The 22,301-nt window shown below is 39.5% G+C and carries 21 protein-coding genes; 10 read left to right on the top strand and 11 right to left on the bottom strand.

Features of this window, described 5'->3' with window-relative positions; all coding sequences use genetic code 11:
- Positions 1–3: 3 nt before the first annotated feature.
- The 8 genes from MED217_RS06180 to MED217_RS06150 all read right to left on the bottom strand — a co-directional run bounded on the left by MED217_RS06180 (position 4) and on the right by MED217_RS06150 (position 7,427).
- Positions 4–813, bottom strand: a complete 810-nt coding sequence (locus tag MED217_RS06180; protein ID WP_009779633.1) for an SDR family oxidoreductase — start codon at positions 811–813, stop codon at positions 4–6.
- Positions 807–1,874: a type III polyketide synthase gene (locus MED217_RS06175; RefSeq protein WP_009779632.1), complete on the bottom strand. Its 1,068-nt coding sequence runs from the start codon at positions 1,872–1,874 to the stop codon at positions 807–809. The genes MED217_RS06180 and MED217_RS06175 overlap by 7 nt, the downstream gene beginning before the upstream one ends.
- On the bottom strand, positions 1,850–2,551 hold the full coding sequence (locus tag MED217_RS06170; RefSeq protein ID WP_009779631.1) for a methyltransferase domain-containing protein: 702 nt from the start codon (positions 2,549–2,551) through the stop codon (positions 1,850–1,852). The genes MED217_RS06175 and MED217_RS06170 overlap by 25 nt, the downstream gene beginning before the upstream one ends.
- Entirely contained in the window at positions 2,548–3,672 is a 1,125-nt protein-coding gene (locus tag MED217_RS06165; RefSeq protein ID WP_009779630.1) for an NAD(P)/FAD-dependent oxidoreductase, read from the bottom strand. Before MED217_RS06165 ends, MED217_RS06170 begins: the two co-directional genes overlap by 4 nt.
- 156 nt (positions 3,673–3,828) lie before the next feature.
- Positions 3,829–4,530: a YiaD family glycine zipper/OmpA-like lipoprotein gene (locus MED217_RS06160; protein ID WP_040532624.1), complete on the bottom strand. Its 702-nt coding sequence runs from the start codon at positions 4,528–4,530 to the stop codon at positions 3,829–3,831.
- An 80-nt stretch (positions 4,531–4,610) separates the two neighbouring features.
- A complete protein-coding gene (locus MED217_RS06155; protein WP_009779628.1) occupies positions 4,611–5,096 on the bottom strand; it encodes a lipocalin family protein in 486 nt (161 codons plus the stop codon).
- Between the two features lie 26 nt (positions 5,097–5,122).
- Positions 5,123–5,281, bottom strand: a complete 159-nt coding sequence (locus tag MED217_RS18730; RefSeq protein WP_072984756.1) for a DUF1328 domain-containing protein — start codon at positions 5,279–5,281, stop codon at positions 5,123–5,125.
- 145 nt (positions 5,282–5,426) lie between these two features.
- Complete coding sequence (locus MED217_RS06150) at positions 5,427–7,427, bottom strand: alpha-ketoacid dehydrogenase subunit alpha/beta (RefSeq protein ID WP_009779625.1); 2,001 nt, start codon at positions 7,425–7,427, stop codon at positions 5,427–5,429.
- Positions 7,428–7,650: 223 nt separating this feature from the next.
- Between MED217_RS06150 and MED217_RS06145 the strand changes: the two genes are divergently transcribed.
- The 7 genes from MED217_RS06145 (at position 7,651) to MED217_RS18990 (ending at position 13,995) form a co-directional block, all read left to right on the top strand.
- Positions 7,651–8,601, top strand: a complete 951-nt coding sequence (locus MED217_RS06145; protein ID WP_009779624.1) for an isopenicillin N synthase family dioxygenase — start codon at positions 7,651–7,653, stop codon at positions 8,599–8,601.
- A gap of 5 nt (positions 8,602–8,606) precedes the next feature.
- Positions 8,607–8,939, top strand: a complete 333-nt coding sequence (locus tag MED217_RS06140; RefSeq protein WP_009779623.1) for a translation initiation factor — start codon at positions 8,607–8,609, stop codon at positions 8,937–8,939.
- 17 nt (positions 8,940–8,956) lie between these two features.
- Positions 8,957–9,892: a DUF1835 domain-containing protein gene (locus tag MED217_RS06135; RefSeq protein WP_009779622.1), complete on the top strand. Its 936-nt coding sequence runs from the start codon at positions 8,957–8,959 to the stop codon at positions 9,890–9,892.
- Position 9,893: 1 nt separating this feature from the next.
- Positions 9,894–10,766, top strand: coding sequence for a nucleoside phosphorylase (locus tag MED217_RS06130; protein ID WP_009779621.1), 873 nt, complete (start codon positions 9,894–9,896; stop codon positions 10,764–10,766).
- 70 nt (positions 10,767–10,836) lie between these two features.
- A complete protein-coding gene (ppk1, locus tag MED217_RS06125; RefSeq protein WP_009779620.1) occupies positions 10,837–12,891 on the top strand; it encodes a polyphosphate kinase 1 in 2,055 nt (684 codons plus the stop codon).
- A 1-nt stretch (position 12,892) separates the two neighbouring features.
- The gene (locus MED217_RS06120; RefSeq protein WP_009779619.1) at positions 12,893–13,744 is read left to right on the top strand and encodes a substrate-binding domain-containing protein; all 852 of its coding nucleotides are present in this window, start codon (positions 12,893–12,895) and stop codon (positions 13,742–13,744) included.
- A gap of 89 nt (positions 13,745–13,833) precedes the next feature.
- Complete coding sequence (locus MED217_RS18990; protein WP_009779618.1) at positions 13,834–13,995, top strand: hypothetical protein; 162 nt, start codon at positions 13,834–13,836, stop codon at positions 13,993–13,995.
- A 66-nt stretch (positions 13,996–14,061) separates the two neighbouring features.
- Here MED217_RS18990 and MED217_RS06115 read toward each other — a convergent pair whose 3' ends face one another.
- A complete protein-coding gene (locus tag MED217_RS06115; protein WP_009779617.1) occupies positions 14,062–14,727 on the bottom strand; it encodes a uracil-DNA glycosylase in 666 nt (221 codons plus the stop codon).
- A 183-nt stretch (positions 14,728–14,910) separates the two neighbouring features.
- On the opposite strand from MED217_RS06115, the gene MED217_RS06110 reads away from it, so the two are divergent.
- The 3 genes from MED217_RS06110 to MED217_RS06100 all read left to right on the top strand — a co-directional run bounded on the left by MED217_RS06110 (position 14,911) and on the right by MED217_RS06100 (position 19,572).
- Positions 14,911–17,088, top strand: a complete 2,178-nt coding sequence (locus tag MED217_RS06110; RefSeq protein ID WP_009779616.1) for an endonuclease MutS2 — start codon at positions 14,911–14,913, stop codon at positions 17,086–17,088.
- A gap of 51 nt (positions 17,089–17,139) precedes the next feature.
- A complete protein-coding gene (locus MED217_RS06105) occupies positions 17,140–17,538 on the top strand; it encodes a thiol-disulfide oxidoreductase DCC family protein (protein WP_009779615.1) in 399 nt (132 codons plus the stop codon).
- A 120-nt stretch (positions 17,539–17,658) separates the two neighbouring features.
- Positions 17,659–19,572, top strand: coding sequence for a mucoidy inhibitor MuiA family protein (locus MED217_RS06100; protein WP_009779614.1), 1,914 nt, complete (start codon positions 17,659–17,661; stop codon positions 19,570–19,572).
- A gap of 4 nt (positions 19,573–19,576) precedes the next feature.
- Here MED217_RS06100 and MED217_RS06095 read toward each other — a convergent pair whose 3' ends face one another.
- Both MED217_RS06095 and MED217_RS06090 read right to left on the bottom strand, forming a co-directional pair.
- On the bottom strand, positions 19,577–20,701 hold the full coding sequence (locus MED217_RS06095; protein ID WP_009779613.1) for a lamin tail domain-containing protein: 1,125 nt from the start codon (positions 20,699–20,701) through the stop codon (positions 19,577–19,579).
- Between the two features lie 125 nt (positions 20,702–20,826).
- A complete protein-coding gene (locus MED217_RS06090; protein WP_009779612.1) occupies positions 20,827–22,278 on the bottom strand; it encodes a dicarboxylate/amino acid:cation symporter in 1,452 nt (483 codons plus the stop codon).
- Positions 22,279–22,301: the final 23 nt, after the last annotated feature.

Genomic DNA, 22,301 nt, shown 5'->3' with positions numbered 1-22,301 from the left:
TAATTATCTTAAATGCTCCCCGCCATCCACAGGAATCACTGCTCCATTGATCCAATTGGCTTCGGGTTTGGTTAGTAAGTACACCACATTAGCAACATCCTCCGGAGTAGTCAATCGCCTTTGCGGATTGCGCTCCAATGCTTGCGCAATGAGCTGATCACTTCCCGGTATTAATTGTAAACTTTCAGTATTGGTTACTCCTGCTTGAATACAATTAGCGGTTATTTTTAGTGGTGCCAATTCAAAGGCTAAACTCCGTATTATAGCTTCTAAAGCCGCTTTTGCTGCGGAAACTGCTGCGTAATTGGGTAAAGGTTTTGTGCTTCCCTCGCTTGTAAAGGTTAGGATTTTCCCGTTTTCTTCAAATAATCCCGAGTTTGCAAATGCACTCGCCCAGTCGTATAAACTCACCGCCATCGCTTCGGTAGTAAGTATAAAATCCTTACCGGAAAGTTTCGCTACGGAAGCGTCCTCTGCATAAATAGGTTTGAGGTTTCCTTTAGCGATGCTATGCAACAACACTTTTACTGAAGCATTCCGCTCTGTAAAGAAATCTTTCACCTTATCAATAGTTGCCGGGTTGAGCGCATCGAGATTAAAAGTTTCGATATCAATTCCTGTTTTACGCAAGGCTTCAATGGTATGATTAAATTCCTCGAGTTTGCTTCTGCGCGTGCGATGCACAATGCAAATATGCAAACCTTTAGCTGCAAGTTTTTTTGCCGAAGCAAAACCTAAACCACTGCTTCCACCCAAGATCAACGCCCAGCTGTTAGCCGTGTCTTCGGTATTAAATTCAAAAGATGCTACCATTGTACTAATATACGTTGTGCTGAAAAACCGGGACCAAAACTAAGCATCAATCCATAATCTTCAGCAGGAATTTTTCGATTTAAAAAACGTTCTAAAACATACAACACCGTTACACTGCTCATATTGCCATAAAGGCGAAGAACTTCTTTGGTATCGTCTATATTTTTTCCTGAAGCGCCAAACAAACTTTCAACCGTCTGAACGATCTTCTTTCCGCCGGGATGAAACACCAGATTATTGACGTCTGCGATATTGATGTTATTCTTTGAGAGAAACGGATTAATGATCTGTGGAAAGTGCGCCGCTATGGTTTCCGGAACCGATTTATCAAGAATCATTTTGAGTCCATTGTTGGTCAAGTCAAATCCCATCATCTGTTCGGCATCGTAAAAATGATACATTTCGGTATCGATGATTTTTGGTCCTAACACCTGTTCTTCTGATGAAAGCAACACGCAGGCTGCACCATCACCAAAAATCGCTGCACTCACAATATTGGCCATCGAAAAATCATCTAGCTGAAAGGTCGCCGTTGGGCTCTCGACCGCGATAACAGCAGCGCGTTTACCGGGATTGGCTTTAAGAAAATCATTGGCATACAAGATCCCAGAAATTCCTGCAGCACAGCCCATTTCGGTGACCGGTAATCGGGTAATGTCTTGTTTTAGATTTAAGCGGTTAATGAGATAGGCATCAAGCGACGGAATCATAATTCCTGTGCAACTCACGGTGATGATATAATCTAGCGATTGCGCCTCCCAACCTATTTTTTCAAGCGCTGTGCGCAAGGCATCTTCTCCAAGTTTGATTGCCTCACGTTTGTAAATGTTGTTTTTATGCTCAAAAGAAGTTGCAGTAAACACTTCATCAGGAGCCATAATACTATACCGCTTATCTACCCCGGCATTGCTGAAAATCTTTTTCACTTTACGTTGAAAACGCTCTTCCTGCCCTGCCATCCATTGGGTCACCAACGGAAGAATTTCTTGGGTTTCGCGACTGTATTTTGGGACAGCTTTGGCTACACCTGCGATTGCTACTTTTGATTTTCTAATATCCATAAATATCTGAACGCCCAGCGCCATTTTATATTAAACGACTGTACCCCGAGTTTTGATGTAAAAGATAACAAATCGTTTTTTGTAAAAGCGCGTTCAATAGAAATTAAACCATCGTACCGCGCCATTGCACTTCTCATAAATAGGCTACTATACGCCTGAAACAATCGATATGCGATCTTGCTGCGCTGCAAATCATTGATCACCACTCCTAAGTTTGCCAGTTTTAAAAACTGTGTTAGAAACTTAATAATTTCAGCATCGGTGAAATGATGCATTGTTAAAGTCGAAGTGATTATATCGATCTCCTGATGAGTGTCTTTTAGCTTAAAAACATCCTGAACTTGAAACGACAACTCCGGAAAATCTTTTGAACGCTCTTGTGCTAAAGCAATACTTTTTGGATTGATATCGATTCCTATCAATGTTACAGAAATAGAGCGTTGTCTGGCAAAAATGGCGATACTGCGCAACATTGCTCCGTCACCGCATCCTACATCGAGAATGGTGTAGCTTTTTTGTAAAAACCGATCAAAAAAATAGCGCAAACCCTCTAGCGTCACTTGCTGTCCGCCCAAGTATTTATTGACGCGGGTAACCTCGGCCAATGCAGCTTGCAAAGTAACCTCATCTACGTTGGGGTCATCCATCAACTCCGGAGTAAGCTTTCTATATTTCAAATCTTCAAAGGTTTTCCGTGGGTTGTTTGAATAAGTTTTTGTGTCACTATTGGAACGTATTTTAGAACCTGTATTCCTGTTGATGTAAGCGCATCATTTTGCAATGCGCGCTGCAACAGGTTTCCGGCACGCAAGCGATTTGTAAACGTTTGCTTCCAGAGTTTATCGTAACGTTGCTCAAGTTCAGTACGCGACCAATCCTGACGCGCACTTCCAGAAATACATTCTGAAGCTAATTTAGCCGAAATCACCGCCATCGCCATCCCATTACCACATAAGGGATGAATGAGTCCGGCGCTGTCGCCACACATCAACATATGATTTTCTACGCTCGGTTTTGATTGAAATGCGATCTGACTGATACTGATAGGTTGGTCAAAAAGTGGTTGAGCGTGTGCAAAGAAGTCATTCAAATTGGGATTCTCACAAAGCACCTGTTGCTGAAACGTTTCGTTATTTTTGAAGGGCTTAAACGCTTCGGTACGGGTTAGATAGCAAACATTTACTTTGCGCTCTTCCACCATTGAAATTCCGCAGTAACCTCCTTTAAAATTATGCAGACTTACTTGATCTGAAGGAATTTCTGCTGCAAAATGTGCTTTTACGGCTAACCAGTCGTTCTTACTTGCTGTGAACTTTCGGTCTAACTTAAAGTCTATATTAGAACGTTTTCCAAATGCGCCTATCACCAAATCTGCTTCAAAATCCTGATGTTCTTTTGTTGAAATGCTAAAGGTATTTTCAGCAAAATGAATATCCCTAACCGTCTGAGAGATCAAGGTACAACCTAAACTAAGCGCGTATTCTAAAAGATGGTGATCAAGTTTAAACCGACTGATCCCAAAACCTCCCAACGGCAGTTTAATGTTGAGCGATTTTCCGTTTACAGCAGACAATTCTAATTGATCGATAGCAACCGCGCCCCATTTTAAAGGATCAATTCCTAAATGCTTCCAGTAGGGTAGAATTTCGTTAGAGAGATATTCTCCGCATACTTTGTGTTTAGGGTACTCTTCCTTCTCAAAAAGCATCACCTGAAAACCTTCTTTTCTCAGGTGAATTGCGGCAGTAAGACCTGCAAGTCCTGCTCCGATGACAGCTATGTTTAACGACCTTTTCAAACTTGATCAAATTACTAAATAAACCATCCTTAGTCAAACCTCAAGCTGTTATACTTTTTAGCGGCACCCATAATATGCATAAAAAAACTCCTTACAAATTATGCAAGGAGTTCTCTCAATTAATCATCCTAAAATAGGAGTCTTAAACGTGTTCTATTAATTTTCGCCAGCCTCTTGCTTAGCTTCATTTACCATCTCTTGGTTAGGAACGATCGCTAAAGTTACACGACGGTTTTTAGAACGACCTTCTGCAGTTTCATTGGTATACTTAGGTTGTTCTTCACCATACCACTGCGTTGTAAATCTTCCTGAAGCAATACCTTGGCTTACCAAATAATTGGTCACGGCTTGCGCACGATTTTTAGAAAGCGTCATATTATAATCTGCAGAACCTGTGCTGTCTGTATGACCTACGACCAACACATTGGTTTGTGGATATTCTTGCATCACTCTAGAAAGACCATTTAATGTTTCTTGAGAAGCGCTATTAATATTGTATTTATTTGTAGCGAAATACACACCACTGTTTTCATCAAAGTTTACTACAATACCGTCATCTACACGCTCAACTTCAGCTCCAGGAATTTCTTCCTCAATACGCTGTGCTTGCTTGTCCATCTTTTTACCAATCACATTACCTGCAGCACCACCTACAACACCACCTATTACGGCACCAAGCTCACCACCATCTCCTTTCTTACCTACATTATTACCTATCACGGCACCTAAAATCGCACCTCCGGCAGCACCGATTACAGTACCTTTTTGCTGGTTATTTGCATTTTTTGTCGCCTCACAACCCGTAAGCATCGAGATCGCAATGGCAAACATTGAAACATTTCTAAGTATAGTTTTCATAGTTTGTTTTATTAAAATTGAAATATGCTCTTGAATTTAGTTAAAGAACCAAACTCAAAAGCACATCTATTTGGTTAAAATTATTCTGAAATTTTAGAAAAATTCATCACTATAGTAAAAGGCTTCCCGTCAACTTGTACCGTTTGAGTGAACGTGAGTTCATTTTCAGAAAGGTAATTGATATTCAATCGGAAACCGGCATTATTCATAGTAGAATTCATCTTCTCATCAGTCGGTTTTAGCAAAATATCATAACTGGTAGCGCTTTCCTGAGCAGGAATACTCCAAACAAAATAGCGTTTTCCTAAAGCACAGCTTCCATCGGTAATCTCATAATTACCAAAATTATTATTAGGTATAAACCTCCACGTGCTTCCTACCATACACTCTGAAGAAGCATCGCCAAAAAGCGTCACATCATAAACTCCGGGTGCATTGTTATAATTGATATTATCTAAATTCCAATATCCTTTAAGCGTTTTTCTTGACTGTTTTACAACTTGGTTGCTTCCTCCGCAAGAAACCATAAACACGCTCAAAAGCAGTACTGTGATAATCCGTTTCATAAATTAAAAATTGATTAAAGTTCTATTTATCTAAATAATCTCGAAAGTAAGCTGATCAAGAATAATACGATAAAGATGAAGAAAAGTATTTTAGCAATACTTTCTGCTCCTGATGCGATTCCTCCGAATCCAAAGATTGCTGCTACGATCGCGATAATGATAAATATAACTGTCCACTTCAACATAATTGTAAAATTTATTGGTTAGTAATGCTTCAAAAATATTGAGAAGTAGAAATGAAATTTTTAGAATTAATAGTGTTTAACTCAGTGCTGTTAAAATGCGTTAAGGTAAAAAGCGACCAGTTTAGATTTCGATAAAATTTTAACATTAATAAGCCAACAAATCCTGAAGTGCCTGTGCTATTTTCTGTTTTGCCAAGTACTGATTTTCAAGATCCTGAGCAAAAGGAATTGGTGTATCTAAGCTTGAAAGTCTTTTTATTGGAGCGTCGAGATACGTAAAACATTCTTCGGCGATGTAGGCTGAAATGTCTGCGGTAATACTACCAAAATTCACATCTTCAGTAAGTAATAAAACCTTGCCTGTTTTTTGTACCGAAGTTTTGATCGTTTCATAATCTAGCGGAATCAAACTTCGTAAATCGATAAGTTCTACAGACCAAGTCGTATTCGCATTCAAAACCTCTAGCGCCCAATGCACCGGTGCGCCATAGGTGATAAGAGTAATATTTGAACCTTCACGCACCACCGAAGCTTTTCCTAGAGGTAAGGTATAATAGGCTGCAGGAATTTCCTCTGTGATGGTTCTATACAGGGCTTTATGTTCAAAAAACAATACCGGGTTTTGATCTTCAATCGCCGCTGCGAGCAAGCCTTTTGCATCGTAAGGAAAAGCAGGATATATGACTTTAAGACCGGCAGTATGTGTAAACCAAGCTTCATTAGTTTGACTGTGAAAGGGTCCCGCTCCTACTCCGGCTCCGCAAGGCATACGAATGACCACATCTGCCGGCTGACCCCAGCGGTAAAAAGATTTGGCTAGATAATTAACGATTGGATTAAAACCGCTGCTTACAAAGTCTGCAAATTGCATTTCGACTACAGCTTTATACCCATTTATGGCCAGGCCCATGGCGGTCTCGACAATTGCCGACTCACAAATGGGCGTATTCCTGATGCGTTCTTTACCAAAGTGCTCTACAAAACCCTCAGTGATTTTAAACACTCCGCCATATTCTGCAATGTCTTGTCCCATAAGGATAATGCGCGCATTGCGCTCAAAACTTTGCTTTAGACTATTTTGTATCGCGTCTATAAATCTAACGCGTTGCAAAGCGCCATCGGGTTTAACCTCTAAGTGATCAGAAGGAGCAAAAACATCGTTCAGTTCATTATCAAGGTTGGCCTCGATTGCAGCTTCCTCATTAACTAAGCTTAACGCATATTCAATTTCATTCTGTATTGTTTCGTTAATTTCCAGTTTTTGTGCTTCGGTCAAAATCCCCTGATGAATAAGATATTTCTCAAAATTGCTCACAGGATCTTTCTCCGCCCAAAATTGCATCAACTCTTCAGGAACATATTTAACGCCACTAGCTTCCTCATGGCCACGCATTCTAAAGGTTTTAAACTCTACCAAAACAGGTCTCGGATTTTCGCGCATGGATTCAGCGATCTTGGAAAGTGCTTGATACACTTCTACAATATTATTGCCGTCTATGATATGACTTTCCATTCCGTATCCTTTTGCTCTATCTGCCAAATGCGCGCAGCGATACTGTTCTGAAGTTGGTGTTGAAAGTCCGTAGCCGTTATTTTCAATACAGAATAAAACCGGCAGATCCCAAACCGAAGCTACATTAAGCGCCTCGTGAAAATCGCCTTCGCTCGTACCTCCTTCTCCGGTAAAAACTGCCGTGATCTTTTTTTCGTGACGTAATTTATGCGCCAGCGCTATCCCATCTGCAACTCCAAGCTGTGGACCCAAGTGCGAAATCATTCCAACAATTTTATAGTCCTGCGTACCAAAATGAAAACTGCGATCGCGTCCTTTAGTAAACCCATTCGCTTTGCCTTGCCACTGACTAAACAGGCGATGCAAAGGCACTTTTCTTGTGGTAAAAACACCCAAATTTCTGTGCATCGGTAAGATGTATTCATCAGTTTCTAAAGCCATGGTTACTCCAACCGCAATGGCTTCCTGACCAATGCCGCTAAACCATTTTGAGATTTTTCCCTGACGCAAAAGAATCAACATTTTTTCTTCTATCCGTCTTGGCTTTAGCAGCTCCTGATACAAGCTCAATAGAGTTTCGTGAGAAAGCGAATTATTTTGAAAAGCAAGCTGAAGGTTTTCATCGGTATTCATAACGTAAAAATTACGGGGTGTAATTACATTGAAAAGTAACTGAATTTTTATTTGAATCAACTGCTTTTAGAAAAAACAGAAATCTATCCCCTAAAATCAGGCACAATTTCAACTTCTATTCAAATGATAATTAAAGACTTATATTTTAAGGATAGTTTAAAAATTGGAGCCACAAATATTTAATATCTTTACGTATTGCAAAATTTGAATGTACCTCTAAATTATGAATAATATACCTAGTGTTAATCTCGCAGACTTTTTAAGTGAGGACCCGGACAGAAAACAAAAATTTGTTGACGAAATTGGTAAAGCCTACGAAGAAATAGGATTTGTTTCCTTGAAAAATCACTTCTTAGACGATGCGCTTGTAGCGGATTTATACAACGAAGTCAAAGCTTTTTTTGATCTTCCGGAAACAACCAAACAGCAGTACGAAATTGAAGGATTAGGTGGGCAGCGCGGTTACATTTCTTTTGGAAAAGAACACGCTAAAGGTAAAAAAGAAGGCGACTTAAAAGAGTTTTGGCACTTTGGTCAAGAACCCGATGAAGATGCCAACTTAATTGAAGAATATCCCGAGAATGTTGAAGTACAAGAACTTGAAAACTTCAACAAAACTGGAATGGAAGCCTATAAAATGCTTGAAAAAACCGGAATTTATGTGTTGCGTGCTTTAGCGCTTTACATCGGTCTTGACGAGTTTTATTTTGACAAATGGGCTAGAAACGGAAACAGCATTTTGAGACCTATTCATTACCCTCCAATTACCGAAGAACCTAAAGGTGCAGTACGCGCCGGAGCACATGGCGACATCAACCTGATCACGCTTTTAATGGGTGCCTCTGCCGGCGGATTACAAGTTTTGAGAAAAGACGGCGAGTGGATTGATGCCATCCCCAATGAAGACGAACTGGTGATCAACGTAGGTGATATGCTTGAGCGCCATACAAATAATAAATTAAGATCTACGGTTCACCGCGTGGCCAATCCTCCAAAGGAGCAATGGGACACCCCGCGTTATTCTATTCCGTTTTTTATGCATCCGCGTAGTGAGATGCCGCTTAACTGCTTAGAAAAATGTATTGATGAATCTCATCCTAAAGCCTATCCTGATATCACTGCAGGAGAATTTTTACACCAACGTCTTGTTGAAATAGGCTTGATAAAAAAATAATTGAAATGGACTTACAAGACCAGCTCAAAAATTTATTTCCAGATCACGAGCCTGAGCCAGAGCAGCAGGAAGAAGATGCAAATGACTTAGGAATCTGGATGCAAGAAGATCCGCTTTTATGTAAGTATGAAAAGCGTAAAGGAAAACCCATCACCATCATCGAAGGTTATACCGGTGCAGATTCAGATTTTAAAATTCTGTCTAAAGAATTAAAAAAAATGCTGGGTGTGGGCGGAAGCTTTAAGAAAGAAAAAATAATCATTCAAGGAGATTACCGCGATAAGATAATGTCGTTTTTAAAAGACAAAGGTTTTAAAGTTAAACGTGTAGGAGGTTAATTTAGATTTTCAATATCATGGCAAAAAACACATTGCATATCACCAACGGTGACAGTCTCACAGACCGGTTAAACACGTTAGATTTGGCCGGAGATCTCGTCATTTGGCGTGAAATGCTTTGTGAAGGTCCAACTATTGAAGAAGTTGGTTCTCAACAATTTATTGAAGCGCGCAAAAAATTCTTGAAAGAAACCTATAAAGTTTCAGAAAAAGATTATGAGCAACAATTTGTGAGTCAGTTGAACAAATTGAATGCTATTAATGATTATGATGAAATAATCCTGTGGTTCGAGTTTGATCTATTCTGCCACATCAATATGCTTGCAGCCATAAGCTATTTGATTCAGCATAAAAATGAAATGCCTATCTATATTGTGTGTAGCGGTTGGGTAAAAGGACAAGCGCAACTCAAAGGCCTTTCTGAATTGACCGATGAGCAGCTTTTCACACATTATGACAAGAAAATAAAACTCGCACCTGAAGACCTAAAAATTGCTCATCACATCTGGCAATTGTACTGTGATGAAAAACCGGTTGAACTTAAAGCGGAAATCAAAAAGAGTTCAAACTTCAAATATCTTTCTAGTTGCATTAGAGCGCATATAGAACGCTTCCCTAATAAAAATACCGGATTGAACACCCTAGAAACCAATATTCTCAAACTCATAGATCTGCACGATATTCATTCAAAACGACAACTTTGTGGTTTTGTACTCAAGCATCAAGGATATTACGGTTATGGAGACCTGCAAATTGAACGTATGATCAAGGCTTTAAAACCTTTTTTCAGAATGCAAGACGGGCAGCTGGTTCTCAATACCAAAGGGAAAAAAGTACTTGAAGGCGAGACCAATTTTTATGATACGCTTAAAGACGATTTAGCCTACGGCGGAACGCACAAATACGCATTTCTTTACAATCCCGCGAGTCACGAACTTTTAAAATACAGCTAGAATGACGCTGGCCCCTTCAGAATTAATTTTGAATGAAGATGGTAGTATTTATCACCTTCACCTACTCCCCCATCAACTAGCAGACACTGTCATCACCGTTGGCGATCCCGATCGTGTTGAACAAGTGACCAAGCATTTTGATTCCATCGAATTTTCGGTACAGAAACGAGAGTTTAAAACGACTACCGGTGTATATCAAGGCAAACGTATTACAGTGATTTCTACAGGAATTGGCACCGACAATATCGATATTGTGTTGAACGAACTCGATGCGCTGGCCAATATCGATTTCAAAACACGCACGCTTAAAAAAGACCTTAAAGAACTGAACATCATCAGATTAGGCACAAGCGGTTCGATTCAAAAAGATATACCGGTTGATCGCATTTTACTCACTGAACGAGCTTTGGGATTTGATGCATTGCTACATTTTTATCAAAGTGATGCCATTCGCGATAAAGCGTTTGAGCAGGCCTTCGTAAATCATACTTCGTGGAATACAGAAAAAAGTACTCCATATTGTGTTTCGGCAAGTAAAACGCTTTTTAATCATTTTGATTCGGAAGAATTCTTCTCTGGAGTGACGGCAACAAACATTGGTTTTTATGGCCCACAAGGGCGTCAATTACGCTTAAAAACCGAAGATCCTAAACTCAATGATAAGCTAGAAAGTTTTAATTTTAAAGGTACGCGTATCACCAATCTTGAGATGGAAACTTCAGGAATTTATGGCTTATGCAAACTTTTGGGTCACCGAGCACTTTCTATAAATGCCATTCTTGCCAACAGGGCGACAGGGATATTTAGTAAAGATCCTGCAGCTACCGTAAACCATATGATCACAACAGCTCTGGCGCGCATCGCCTGCTTGTGATTTTCTTTTAACAAAAGCTTAATTCAGACCGTTAAAGCCTTTCGTATTTTTGAACAAAATCTTTCAAAATATGGAAACCGATTTGGCTGATAATTTAATTCACAGAGATTTAAACTGGCTTAGTTTTAATGCTCGTGTTTTACAAGAAGCTCAGGACAAAGAAAACAATCCGCTCTTTGAGCGTATGAAATTTTTAGCCATTTATTCTTCTAATCTTGATGAATATTTTAGAGTGCGCGTAAGTCAGTTGCGGCAAATGAAACGCGTTGAAAAGAGCATTAGAAAAAAACTTGCACTCAAGCCTAACAAAACGGTTAAGCAAATACTTGCCATAGTAAAAGAACAACAAGAAGCCTTTGGTAAAATTTATAATGAAGAAATCCTTCCGGAACTTGCCGAGAATAATATTGTGCTTGTTCCTTCAGAAAAGTTTACCAATATTCAAGCACAGCTGGCCAATATTTGGTTTGTCGCACATATTAAAAATGAATTAGAAACAAAACTGATAGATCCTTCCAAAGACAAAGAGATTTTTCTTGAAAATCAAAGTCTTTATCTTTGCGTTACGTTTTCCGATTCAAAAAAACTAGGATTTGTTAAAATCCCTACAGATTCAAATAATCGCTTTGTAGACCTAGGAAAAGTAAGCGACACCTATCATATTACCTTTTTAGATGACATCATACGTTACGAGATTGACAATATTTTTAATTCCAGCACTGTTGATGGCGTCTATGAGATAAAGCTTTCACGCGATGCAGAACTTTATATCGATGATGAGCTCGGTGGAATTTTAGCCGAACGTATTTATAAATCTTTAGAACAGCGTCAGGAAGGACAACCCACGCGACTGCTCTATGATGCCGCAATGCCTAAACCGGTGGCAAAGCGCCTGCGTAAATTATTGAATTTGGGTAAAATTGATATGATGCCAGGAGGAAGGTATCATAATTTCAACGACTTTTTCAAATTCCCAGACCTTACCAATAATCCTAAACTGCATTACACCTCAAAACCCTTTATAAAGCATCGCACGCTGGATAAAGCCAAAGATTTTTTCAAAGCCATCGCAGAGAAAGACCAACTCGTTCATTTTCCGTTCATGAGCTTTAACTATGTAGAGCGTTTTGTAGAACAGGCTGCTGAAGATGCTGCTGTTACTCATATCAAAATTTCGTTATATCGCGTAGCCGACGAGTCGGTGCTCACCACCGCCCTTTTAAAAGCAATAGACAACGGAAAAAAAGTCACCATATTTATTGAGGCCAAAGCGCGCTTTGATGAAGAAAACAACATTACCTGGGGACGAAAATTTGAAGAACGTGGTGCACGCGTGATCTACAGTTACCCGCGCATAAAGGTGCATTCTAAGATTTTGATGATCATTCGCCAAGAACAAGATAAAGCTGTGCGTTATGCTTATATCGGAACCGGAAACTTTAATGGTGAAACTTCAAAAATTTACTGTGATCACGGAATATTCACAGCACATAAAAAAATCACTAAAGAATTGGGACGTGTTTTTAGAGTGCTTGAAGGTGAACTCATTATTCCTCGTAACAAGCATCTACTCATTTCGCCATTTACCACGCGTAGGATTTTTGAAAAACTCATTCATAACGAAATTGAAGCTGCTCAGGCGGGGAAGAAAGCGCAGATCACCGCAAAAATGAATAGTCTAGAAGATCCAGATATGATTCAGTTGTTGTACAAAGCAAGTCAGGCTGGTGTAAAGATCCGGTTGATCGTGCGCGGCTTTACGTGCTTAATTCCGGGAGTTGAAGGATTGAGCGAGAACATTTACATGACTTCAATTGTAGACCGCTACCTGGAACATGGACGTATTTATCTTTTTCATAATGGTGGTGATGAACAAATGTATATAGGCTCTGCAGACTGGATGACCCGTAATCTTGATCGAAGAATTGAAGTACTTACTCCAATCTATGATTCTGATCTCTTTGCAGAACTCAAAGACATTCTTGTTTTACAGTTAGCTGATAATGTTAAAGCGCGGATACAAGATGCAGAAGAGACCAATGCCTACGTCAAGCAAAAAACCGGCGATAAGCGCATTCGCTCTCAGTACGAAATTTACGATTACCTCAAACTAAAAAACAATTAACATGACCACACTACGAGTTGGCGGTGTACCAGAACATTTTAATCTTCCTATTCATTTATGTATTGAAGAAGGACTTTTTGCCGAAAAAGGAATTCACGTAGAATGGGTTGAATTTCCGGGAGGTACCGGTGCGATGAATTCGGCTTTGCGTAATGATGAAATTGATGTTGCGATCATTCTCACCGAAGGAATTATCAAAGATATCGCCAACGGTAACCCGTCTAAAATCATTCAGAATTATGTATCAAGTCCGCTACGTTGGGGAATTCACGTAGCTGCAAAAAGTAATTTTCAAAGCATAGCAGATCTAGAAGACAAGCGACCGGCAATAAGCAGATATGGTTCAGGAAGTCACGTTATGGCTTATGTTCAGGCCAACGAATTAGGCTGGGATACTTCAAAAATTGAATGCGTAGTCGTCAACAACATCACTACTGCTATTGAAGCTTTAACAGAAAGAGAAGCCGATTATTTCATGTGGGAACACTTCACCACAAAACCTTTAGTCGATAAAGGAATTTTTAGACGCGTAGGAGATTTCCCTACTCCATGGTCAAGTTTTGTCATCGCAGCATCAGATAAGGCTATTGAAAAAGATCAAAAATCATTGGAGCTATTCCTTAGTGTACTCAATGCCAAAACCAAAATCTTCAAATCGCTTGAGCATATTGAACACGCACTTTCTGAACGGTACGAGCAAAATTTGGAGGACATCAAAAAATGGCTTTCGATCACTTCTTGGTCTCAAAAAAGTCTCGATAAAAAGGAATTAGAATTGGCTCTAAATTATCTCGAAAAGTTGAATATGATCGACAAAAAGTCTGATAATCAGCTATACTTAACTCAGATTTAAAGAAAGTTTTACCATTTTTTTTAGTGTTAACTAGAAAAAAATGTACAATTTTACCCCTGAATTAATTAAGCAATCAAAATTTTTGAACTATGGTTACATTTTCTATTATTTTGGGTGCCTTGCTTATCATTAATGTTTTGTTATTCAAATTTAGTGTAGCAGGAGGACCTGTGGCTAAAAAACCACAAAAACGTGTAACCCCTAAACACAAGAATTTAAGCGAGCCTTTAGCATTGAATAAAGCTTCTTAGATTTGACCTCAAATCCAACAGATAAATAAAGCAGCTCGCGAGAGCTGCTTTATTTATTTTAAACGCTTACCATATTATTGGTCTCTGATTTGATTTTTCGATCAAAGCGTTGGTTTTACTAAAATGCCTGTTGCCAAACCAATAGCCGCGATTGGCACTTAGCGGAGAAGGATGACCGCTGGTTAATATATGATGCTTTGTACCGTCTACTTTAGATGCTTTCTTTTTTGCAAAGCCGCCCCAAAGTAAAAACACCACATTTTCTTTATGTTGCGAAATCAATTCAATCACACGATCAGTAAATTGTTCCCAGCCTTTTCCTTGATGTGATCCCGCTTGACCTGCTCTAACCGTTAGCGTTGCATTAAGCAAAAGCACACCTTGAGAAGCCCAGCGTTCTAAATTTCCATTATTTGGTGCGGCTATATTGAGATCGCTTTCTATTTCTTTAAAAATATTAATCAATGAAGGTGGTGCTGCAACCCCTTGCGGTACCGAAAAACAAAGACCGTGGGCTTGTCCCGGTCCGTGATAGGGATCTTGTCCTAAAATAACGACCTTAACCTCATCAAAACTGCAAAGATCAAATGCCTTAAAAATATCGGCGCCTTTAGGGTAACAGGTGTGCTGCGTGTATTCCGTTTTTACGAAACGCACCAAATCTTTAAAATAGGCTTTTTCAAATTCTTCGGCTAAAACAGCTTTCCAGCTGGGATGTATGTCAACGTTCATGAATATCTTAAATTTGCTTAGGTAAAAATCGGTAAAGCATTACTAGGACCAAAATAGAATTCTTATTATATAATTTGATTCTTCAAAAAAAGCTAGTGACATCTTTGGTCTTGGCAACTTTTAAGATTGAGTTCCAAATAAATTAAGCAATTAAATAAAGGGATACAGCCGTACTGGCATGCTATGATAAAAATTCATCCTAAAACACTTTCAGATTTAGAGTTCCATACCGTATGTGCACAATTGAGTGAACTGTGCATCACCGATATGGGAAAGGTCAAAGCCTTAAAGCTGGCACCGCAGCGCAATTATAGAAAGACGCTTTTTGTGCTTGATCAAACACAAGAATACATCAATTCTGATACGCACGAAACGCCTATTCCTAATCACGGTTTTGATGCGCTTGATCACGAACTCAAAATGTTGGGGATCGAAGATACGGTGCTTGAAGTAGGTAGTTTTAGAAAAATAGGAAGCCTTTCGGAAACGGTTAATACGCATTTACGCTATTTTAGAAAATTTCAAGAGACCTTCCCGGTATTGCATCAAACGGTACGGGATACTGAATATACAACCGAACTTACCGACGAGATCAACACCATTGTAGATCGTTTTGGTGAAATTAAAGACGATGCTTCTCCTGTACTGCTTCAAACCAGAAGAGCCATTAATGAAGTAAAAGCAAAGATCAACAGCAGCTTTGCTTCGGCGCTATCGCGTTATGCTTCTTTTGGGTATTTAGATGAAATACGGGAATCTATAGTAGACAATGTTCGGGTTTTGGCAGTGTCGGCGATGCACAGGCGTAAAGTAAAAGGTTCGATTCTTGGGAATTCAAAAACCGGAAGTATCGTTTACATTCAGCCTGAAGCTACACAGACGCATCAACGCGAACTCAACAATCTCTTGTATGACGAGCAAGAAGAGGTCAAACGCATTCTCAAAGCACTCACCAATTTTGTGCGCCCTTTTGGTCCGTTATTAAAAGACTATCAAAAACTACTAAGCACCATTGATGTCATCGCTGCGAAGGCGAAATACGCCAAGAAACTGGATGCTGTTTTGCCTAAGATCACTAAGAATCGTGAACTCGAGATCAAAGAAGCTTATCACCCGCTACTTTTACTCAACAATAGAAAACGCGGTGAGAAAACCTATCCGCAGGATATAAAACTTGACGAGAACAATCGCATCATTGTCATAAGTGGTCCAAATGCCGGTGGAAAAAGTATCACGCTTAAGACCGTGGGATTACTTCAAGTAATGCTGCAAAGTGGACTTCTGGTTCCTGTGCACGAATACTCGCGCTTTTGTCTTTTTGATAAAATTCTTACCGATATTGGCGACAATCAAAGTATAGAAAATCACTTGAGTACGTATAGTTACCGCCTCAAGAATATGAATTATTTCTTGCGGAAATGTGACGACAAAACCTTATTTCTCATCGATGAATTTGGTACCGGTAGTGATCCGGAATTGGGAGGTGCTTTAGCTGAAACTTTTCTTGAAGTATTTTACGAGCGCAACAGCTACGGAATCATCACCACGCATTATGCCAATTTGAAGATGATGGCCAATGAGACTGAAGCGATCACCAATGCCAATATGCTTTTTGATTCGCGCACGCTTGAGCCACTCTATAAATTATATGTAGGTGAAGCAGGGAGCTCCTTTACTTTTGAAGTCGCACAGAAAAATGGGATTCCATATTCGCTGATTAACCGTTCTAAAAAGAAAGTAGAACGCGGTAAAATACGTTTTGATAAGAGTATCGCCAACCTGCAAAAAGAGCGCAGTAAGCTGGCCAAAACCACTACTTCTTTAAAAACTAAAGAGCAAGAAGCAGCCAAGCAACAGCAGGAGTTGAATAAAACTAATGCGCGCATTCAGGAGAAATTAGAAAGCTATCAAGAGCTTTACGACAGCAATCAACGTTTGATCTATCTGGGTCAAAAACTTGACGACCTTAGCGATAAATTCTTTACCAATAAGAACAAAAAGCTGCTTCTAGATGAGCTGTATAAAGTCGTTCAAATCGAAAATTCTAAGAGACGTAAACAGAATGCAAAGCAAAAGCGGGCTCAAAAAGCAAAAGAGCGTCGCGTAAAACAAGAAGCAGAAAAGAAGGTTGAAGTAATTCGTCAAAAGAAAAAAGAAGAAAAGCAGAAAGAAATTCAGGTTGAAAAAGAAAAACCAAAGATTACTTTACAAGTTGGTGATCAAGTACGCCTGCCTGACGGAAGAGCTGTAGGAAGTATCGACAAAATAGAAAAAGGAAAAGCCACCGTAGATTATGGTATGTTCACCACGCAAGTAGATGTTGAAACGCTTGAATTTGTAAAAAGACCGAAGACTAAATAATATACCGAGAGTTATTAAACCCTCTACCGGTGCCGAAAAAGAGCTGTAGCTATGCAAGAGAAAATCATTCTGTTTGACGGAGTTTGCAACTTATGCAACGGTGCAATAAATTTTATCATCAAGCACGATCCTAAAGCAAAATTCAAGTTTGCAGCACTTCAAGGGGAAACCGGAAAGCGACTTCTAGCTAAACACAACATAAACCCAAAAGAAACCGACTCGATAGTTCTAATCGATAAGAATAAAGTTTCGGTGAAATCTTCAGCGGCTTTGCGCATCGCTAAAGATTTGAATAATGCTTATCCGCTGCTTTATGGATTTATGATCATTCCTAATTTTATTAGAAATGCCGTCTATGACTTTATCGCTGCCCATCGCTACAAGTGGTTTGGAAAAAAGGAAAGTTGTATGCTTCCTACTCCAGAACTTAAATCCAGATTTTTAGATTAAAAAATTGCTATCAATAATAAACTGATTGCGATAAACTAAAGTTTTCTCCTATATTTAATTGCTCTTAAAGGAGACTTTGCTTTAAAATTCAATCTTACTAATCCGTTAATACGGCTCTTTATGAAACTCTGCTATACGCTTGCCTTTCTTTTAATTTTATGCTCAAATATTCTTAGCGCTTCAGATAAACCGCTGCCTGCTCAAAGTTCTAAAATTGATAAAGTAACCGTGTTTTTACAAGGAGCAACGATTGAACGCAGTGCTTCGGTACAATTAAAAAGCGGTGTAAATGAAATCGTTTTTGACAACCTATCGCCAGATGTTATTGAAAACAGTATTCAGCTTAGAGGTCTTAAAGACGCCAGTATTTTGTCTATTGCTTTTAACCTGGATTATCTGGATAAAAAAAGTGTTTCTGCAGAATATGAAGCTTTAAAAACAAATTTAGACCAACTGCTCTACGAAAAGAATGCGATTCAAAGTACGATTGAAGGATATGAGCGCGAACTAAAGTTACTTTCAGAAAATCAACGCATCAATAGCGATAACACCGATTTATCCCTTGAAAAGATCAAACAAATAAGCACCTATTACCGCGAGCGCAGTACCGAAATTCAAAATACGATTTACAAACAGAAAAGAGCCTTACAGGATTTAGATCGAAGCATCAATGACCACCGCCAACAAATGAACAACCTTGAAGATTCTCGTAAAGAAATGCGCGGCGAGATCACTGTAAAACTTCAAGCTGCAAGCGCAGCTTATTTGAATATGGAACTATCTTATAACATTGAGAATGCGGGCTGGTTTCCATTTTACGATATTCGAGCTGAAAGTACTTCTGAACCCATTCAATTAAACTACAAGGCGAGTGTCTATCAGCAAAGCGGCATTGATTGGGACGATGTAAAATTGGTACTCTCTACAGGAGACCCGAATACCAACAATTTCAAGCCGAACTTACAGCCAAAATACCTCAATTTCGTAAGCAGAAACTACAAGCGTTCAAGCGCGGTAAGCCGAAGCAATTACAAATACAATCCCACAGTGAGAAGTGTTTCTGGTATTGTAACTGATGATTCTGGAGCGCCACTTCCTGGAGTTAATATTGGTCAAACCGGTTCATCTAATGGCACAACTACTGATTTTGATGGAAAGTATCGAATTGCCATAAACAATTCTGGAGGTAATGAATTAAGATATGCTTATATAGGTTTTGAAACCCAGTCGATCCCGGTATATGCATCGATGATGAATGTGCAATTAGAAGCTAATGAAGAAGCTTTAGATGAAGTTGTTGTCGTGGGTTACGGCTCAACAGACGTGTCTAGAGCTTTGGCAGGTAAAGCTGCTGGAGTTAAAATTAGAGGCTCAAATTCAGTGGCTCCTGCATCTTACAATGAGAATGTTCAGTCCAAAGAAGAAAGCTTGACTAACACACGCTTTGAAATCAAAAAAAGCTACTCGATCTTATCTAACTCAGATATTACGACTATTGAGATCGACGCCTTTGACTTACCGGCAAGCTATCAACATTATGCGGCACCAGAACTCAATGAAAATGTATTTCTTACCGCTACAGTAACCGATTGGGAACGCTATGATTTGTTGCAGGGCGAGGCCAATATTTATTTTGAAGGAAGCTATGCTGGTAAGACGGCTATCAGTCCGCTGGCTACTACAGACAGTCTGGAGATCTCTCTGGGTATCGATCCCAATATCATTGTAAAACGCGAGAAGAAGGATAATTTTAAAAGTAAATCTTTCCTTGGCGGAACGCGCGTTGTTGCAAAGGCTTTTGAGATTTCGGTTCGAAATAACAAAAATTCAACTGTTAACCTGATTTTAGAAGATCGAATTCCGGTATCGCAAAACAAAGAGATTAAAGTTTCTGATCAAGAAACCGCTGATGCCGAGTATACCGAAGAAACCGGTATTCTAAAATGGAAATTAGAACTTGCTCCAAAAGCTTCGGTCACTAAAAACTTTTCTTTTGAAGTGCGTTATCCGAAAGGGCGAAATATTAATCTCTAAATCATCAATTGAAGGACTGACCTGAGTTTATCGTATTAATAGTATCTGGAGCTAAAGTCCAGGTAAAATCATTATATGCACTTCCCGCCCCGGTAAGTTGCATAGAAAAACCTATGGTAACCGCCGGCTGTTGAGACACAGGCAACTCTGTTGAAGTCATTCCCGCTGCAGGACCATTGGTTGCTGTAACTTCACCCTCATAACTTAAAAACTGAATTACATTACCGGAAGGATCTACAAGAGCTATTGCCTCATCATCGTTTTGTAAAGTGTTAAATTCAATATTTTTAACCCCTAAGCCTTCAGCTATTTCTACTATGATTCCGGTAATTGATTCACTGGAGAGAATTGTTCCACTAGCTCCATTGTAATGATAAATTGTATATCCTGTTAGATCAATTCCGGCAGATCCTGCAATCTCAACACGCTCATTAACATCTCCTCCTATATTATCATAATGAATCTCATTAATCCATACATTAACATCATTATCTACAATAGTCAACTCAAAAAAGGAGTTCACGCCAATTGTTGGTGCTCCAAGACCGCCGCTCACATTTGTGATAGAAAACAGCATTTGCTCATTCCCTTCTACCTCAACATCATCAGTAATACTAAAAATATCAACCGCATTATAAACAGCAGTTCCTGCAGGAATCGTGATCACTTGAGCATTGCTTTCATTGAGATCGCTATAGGAAGAGGCAGCTATGGTAACTGAAAGACCACTGGTCGCTGACGGATTGGCGATGTTGAATTCCAGATCAAGTCCGGTATTGCTTTCTAATTGAGATTTTTCAGTAAGGGTAAAAGACACTTCGGTTGGCTGAACGGAATTTTGCAGTAAGTATACATTTTCCCAAAAGGTTCCATTATAAACTTGCCAACCATATACTGAAACATCAGGATCATTCACAAAGACCATCAAACCAATATCCTCGCTTGTTGGGTTTATTTGGTCGCGTTGCGCCACCGTAACACGTGGCGGCATAAAACCTTTATAAGATCCGCTGGATGATTCACTGCTCACTTCAAGCATAGCAGCTGCGCTGGGATTGGTAGTTCCTATTCCCACTTGGGCATAGAAATAAAAATTTCCGACAAAAAAGAAGAGTACACATTTTTTCATACTTACACATTTAAAATTAAATGGTAAGTCAAGCCGCTGATAGGGAACAGCTTATGGTAGATTTGAGCTAAACTAAATTAGAAAAAATCTACAGTAAAACAAATTAATAGCTGAAAACCAACTACTTATGAGTTTTCTTCAATATCGAATGCCTCATCAGGCGCTTTATTAGGATTATAATTAAATAAGCCCTCTCCTTTTGCGATTACTGAAGAAACCGTGGCATCTCCCGTAACGTTTACAACGGTTCTACACATATCAAGAATACGATCTACAGGGAAAATGATACCAATCCAAGCCGGATTTAAGCCTACAGACTCTAATACAATAATAAGCATTACAAGACCCGCACTAGGAACCGCAGCAGAACCTATAGAGGCCAAAGTAGCGGTTAATACAATGGTAAGCTGCTGACCTAAAGTGAGGTCGATCATATGCAACTGTGCAAGAAAAACGACAGCCACAGCCTGATACAGACAAGTACCGTCCATATTTACGGTTGCCCCTATAGGCAGTACAAAACTGGTTACTTTTTTATCAACGCCCAGATTATCCTCAACACATTCCATCGTTACAGGAAGTGTCGCCGCACTACTTGATGTTGAGAATGCTAAAGTTTGCGCAGGCCCCATCGCTCTGAAAAAGCCAAAGTAAGATACCTTTCTTACAAAGATCTTAAACACCAACGGATAGATCACAAAGATCATAAGCGCTAAACCACCAAAAACAGTAAGCGAATACCAACTCAAGCCTTTAAAGATCTCCACGACTTTCCCGATGTCATTGCCGGCCATTTGGCTTACCACACCTGCAAGTAATGCAAATACAAAAAATGGAGCCGCTTGCATGGTAAAGTCTACCATTTTCAAGAACACCTCCATTATACCATCAACTGCTTTGGTTACTGGTGCCACTTTCTTTTGGTCTATAAAGAGCATACTGATCCCAAAAAACAAACCGAAGAAAATGACCTGTAGCATCAAGCCATTATCTGCAAGCGAACTAAAAAAATTGTCAGGTACTATATCGACTAAAGGCTGTAAAGGCCCGGCATCTTTAGTAGCATCTGCCGCTTTCATTTTATCGTTCATCGAAGCGTCTTGCAAATCACTCTTTGTCAAATCTGAAATCTCCCGTGCGCGATCCATAAATTCAGGATCTTGCAGATAATTGATTCCGTCTTTGATCACGTAGCCTTCTTCTGCAGCCCAAATCTCATAACTGATACGGTTGTCAATTCGACTTTGCTCATCAATAAGTTTCCCGGGTTTTATAAGATTGACCATGGTAAGTCCCATCCCTACTGCAAGCACGGTCGTAAGCAAATAAGCCAGAAGGGTCTTTCCTCCCATTCTACCTAAACTTGCGGGATCACCAAGATTGGCAACACCACTTATTATAGAAAAAAGCACCAGCGGAACTGCAATAAGTTTTAAAAGATTGATAAAGATCTTTCCAAAAGGAGCGATCCAGTCTATCGTAAATTGACTCCATCCTAATTGGCTAGAAATTAAGGCCCAAACGATACCCAGAACGAGACCAATAATTATCTTCCAATGTAGTGCGATTTTCTTCATAAATAGGTGCTTTATTACTTTGA

The sequence above is a fragment of the Leeuwenhoekiella blandensis MED217 genome (genome assembly GCF_000152985.1).
GTDB classification, from domain to species: domain Bacteria; phylum Bacteroidota; class Bacteroidia; order Flavobacteriales; family Flavobacteriaceae; genus Leeuwenhoekiella; species Leeuwenhoekiella blandensis.
This window is presented reverse-complemented; position numbering and strand designations above follow the sequence as displayed.

What these genes read in the sequence shown, in the direction of transcription:
- MED217_RS06180 (WP_009779633.1), bottom strand. Translation starts at nt 813, where the DNA reads ATGGTAGCATCTTTTGAATTTAATACCGAAGACACGGCTAACAGCTGG.
- MED217_RS06175 (WP_009779632.1), bottom strand. Translation starts at nt 1,874, where the DNA reads ATGGATATTAGAAAATCAAAAGTAGCAATCGCAGGTGTAGCCAAAGCT.
- MED217_RS06160 (WP_040532624.1), bottom strand. Translation starts at nt 4,530, where the DNA reads ATGAAAACTATACTTAGAAATGTTTCAATGTTTGCCATTGCGATCTCG.
- MED217_RS06155 (WP_009779628.1), bottom strand. Translation starts at nt 5,096, where the DNA reads ATGAAACGGATTATCACAGTACTGCTTTTGAGCGTGTTTATGGTTTCT.
- MED217_RS18730 (WP_072984756.1), bottom strand. Translation starts at nt 5,281, where the DNA reads ATGTTGAAGTGGACAGTTATATTTATCATTATCGCGATCGTAGCAGCA.
- MED217_RS06150 (WP_009779625.1), bottom strand. Translation starts at nt 7,427, where the DNA reads ATGAATACCGATGAAAACCTTCAGCTTGCTTTTCAAAATAATTCGCTT.
- MED217_RS06145 (WP_009779624.1), top strand. Translation starts at nt 7,651, where the DNA reads ATGAATAATATACCTAGTGTTAATCTCGCAGACTTTTTAAGTGAGGAC.
- MED217_RS06140 (WP_009779623.1), top strand. Translation starts at nt 8,607, where the DNA reads ATGGACTTACAAGACCAGCTCAAAAATTTATTTCCAGATCACGAGCCT.
- MED217_RS06135 (WP_009779622.1), top strand. Translation starts at nt 8,957, where the DNA reads ATGGCAAAAAACACATTGCATATCACCAACGGTGACAGTCTCACAGAC.
- MED217_RS06130 (WP_009779621.1), top strand. Translation starts at nt 9,894, where the DNA reads ATGACGCTGGCCCCTTCAGAATTAATTTTGAATGAAGATGGTAGTATT.
- ppk1 (WP_009779620.1), top strand. Translation starts at nt 10,837, where the DNA reads ATGGAAACCGATTTGGCTGATAATTTAATTCACAGAGATTTAAACTGG.
- MED217_RS06120 (WP_009779619.1), top strand. Translation starts at nt 12,893, where the DNA reads ATGACCACACTACGAGTTGGCGGTGTACCAGAACATTTTAATCTTCCT.
- MED217_RS18990 (WP_009779618.1), top strand. Translation starts at nt 13,834, where the DNA reads ATGGTTACATTTTCTATTATTTTGGGTGCCTTGCTTATCATTAATGTT.
- MED217_RS06115 (WP_009779617.1), bottom strand. Translation starts at nt 14,727, where the DNA reads ATGAACGTTGACATACATCCCAGCTGGAAAGCTGTTTTAGCCGAAGAA.
- MED217_RS06110 (WP_009779616.1), top strand. Translation starts at nt 14,911, where the DNA reads ATGATAAAAATTCATCCTAAAACACTTTCAGATTTAGAGTTCCATACC.
- MED217_RS06105 (WP_009779615.1), top strand. Translation starts at nt 17,140, where the DNA reads ATGCAAGAGAAAATCATTCTGTTTGACGGAGTTTGCAACTTATGCAAC.
- MED217_RS06100 (WP_009779614.1), top strand. Translation starts at nt 17,659, where the DNA reads ATGAAACTCTGCTATACGCTTGCCTTTCTTTTAATTTTATGCTCAAAT.
- MED217_RS06095 (WP_009779613.1), bottom strand. Translation starts at nt 20,701, where the DNA reads ATGAAAAAATGTGTACTCTTCTTTTTTGTCGGAAATTTTTATTTCTAT.
- MED217_RS06090 (WP_009779612.1), bottom strand. Translation starts at nt 22,278, where the DNA reads ATGAAGAAAATCGCACTACATTGGAAGATAATTATTGGTCTCGTTCTG.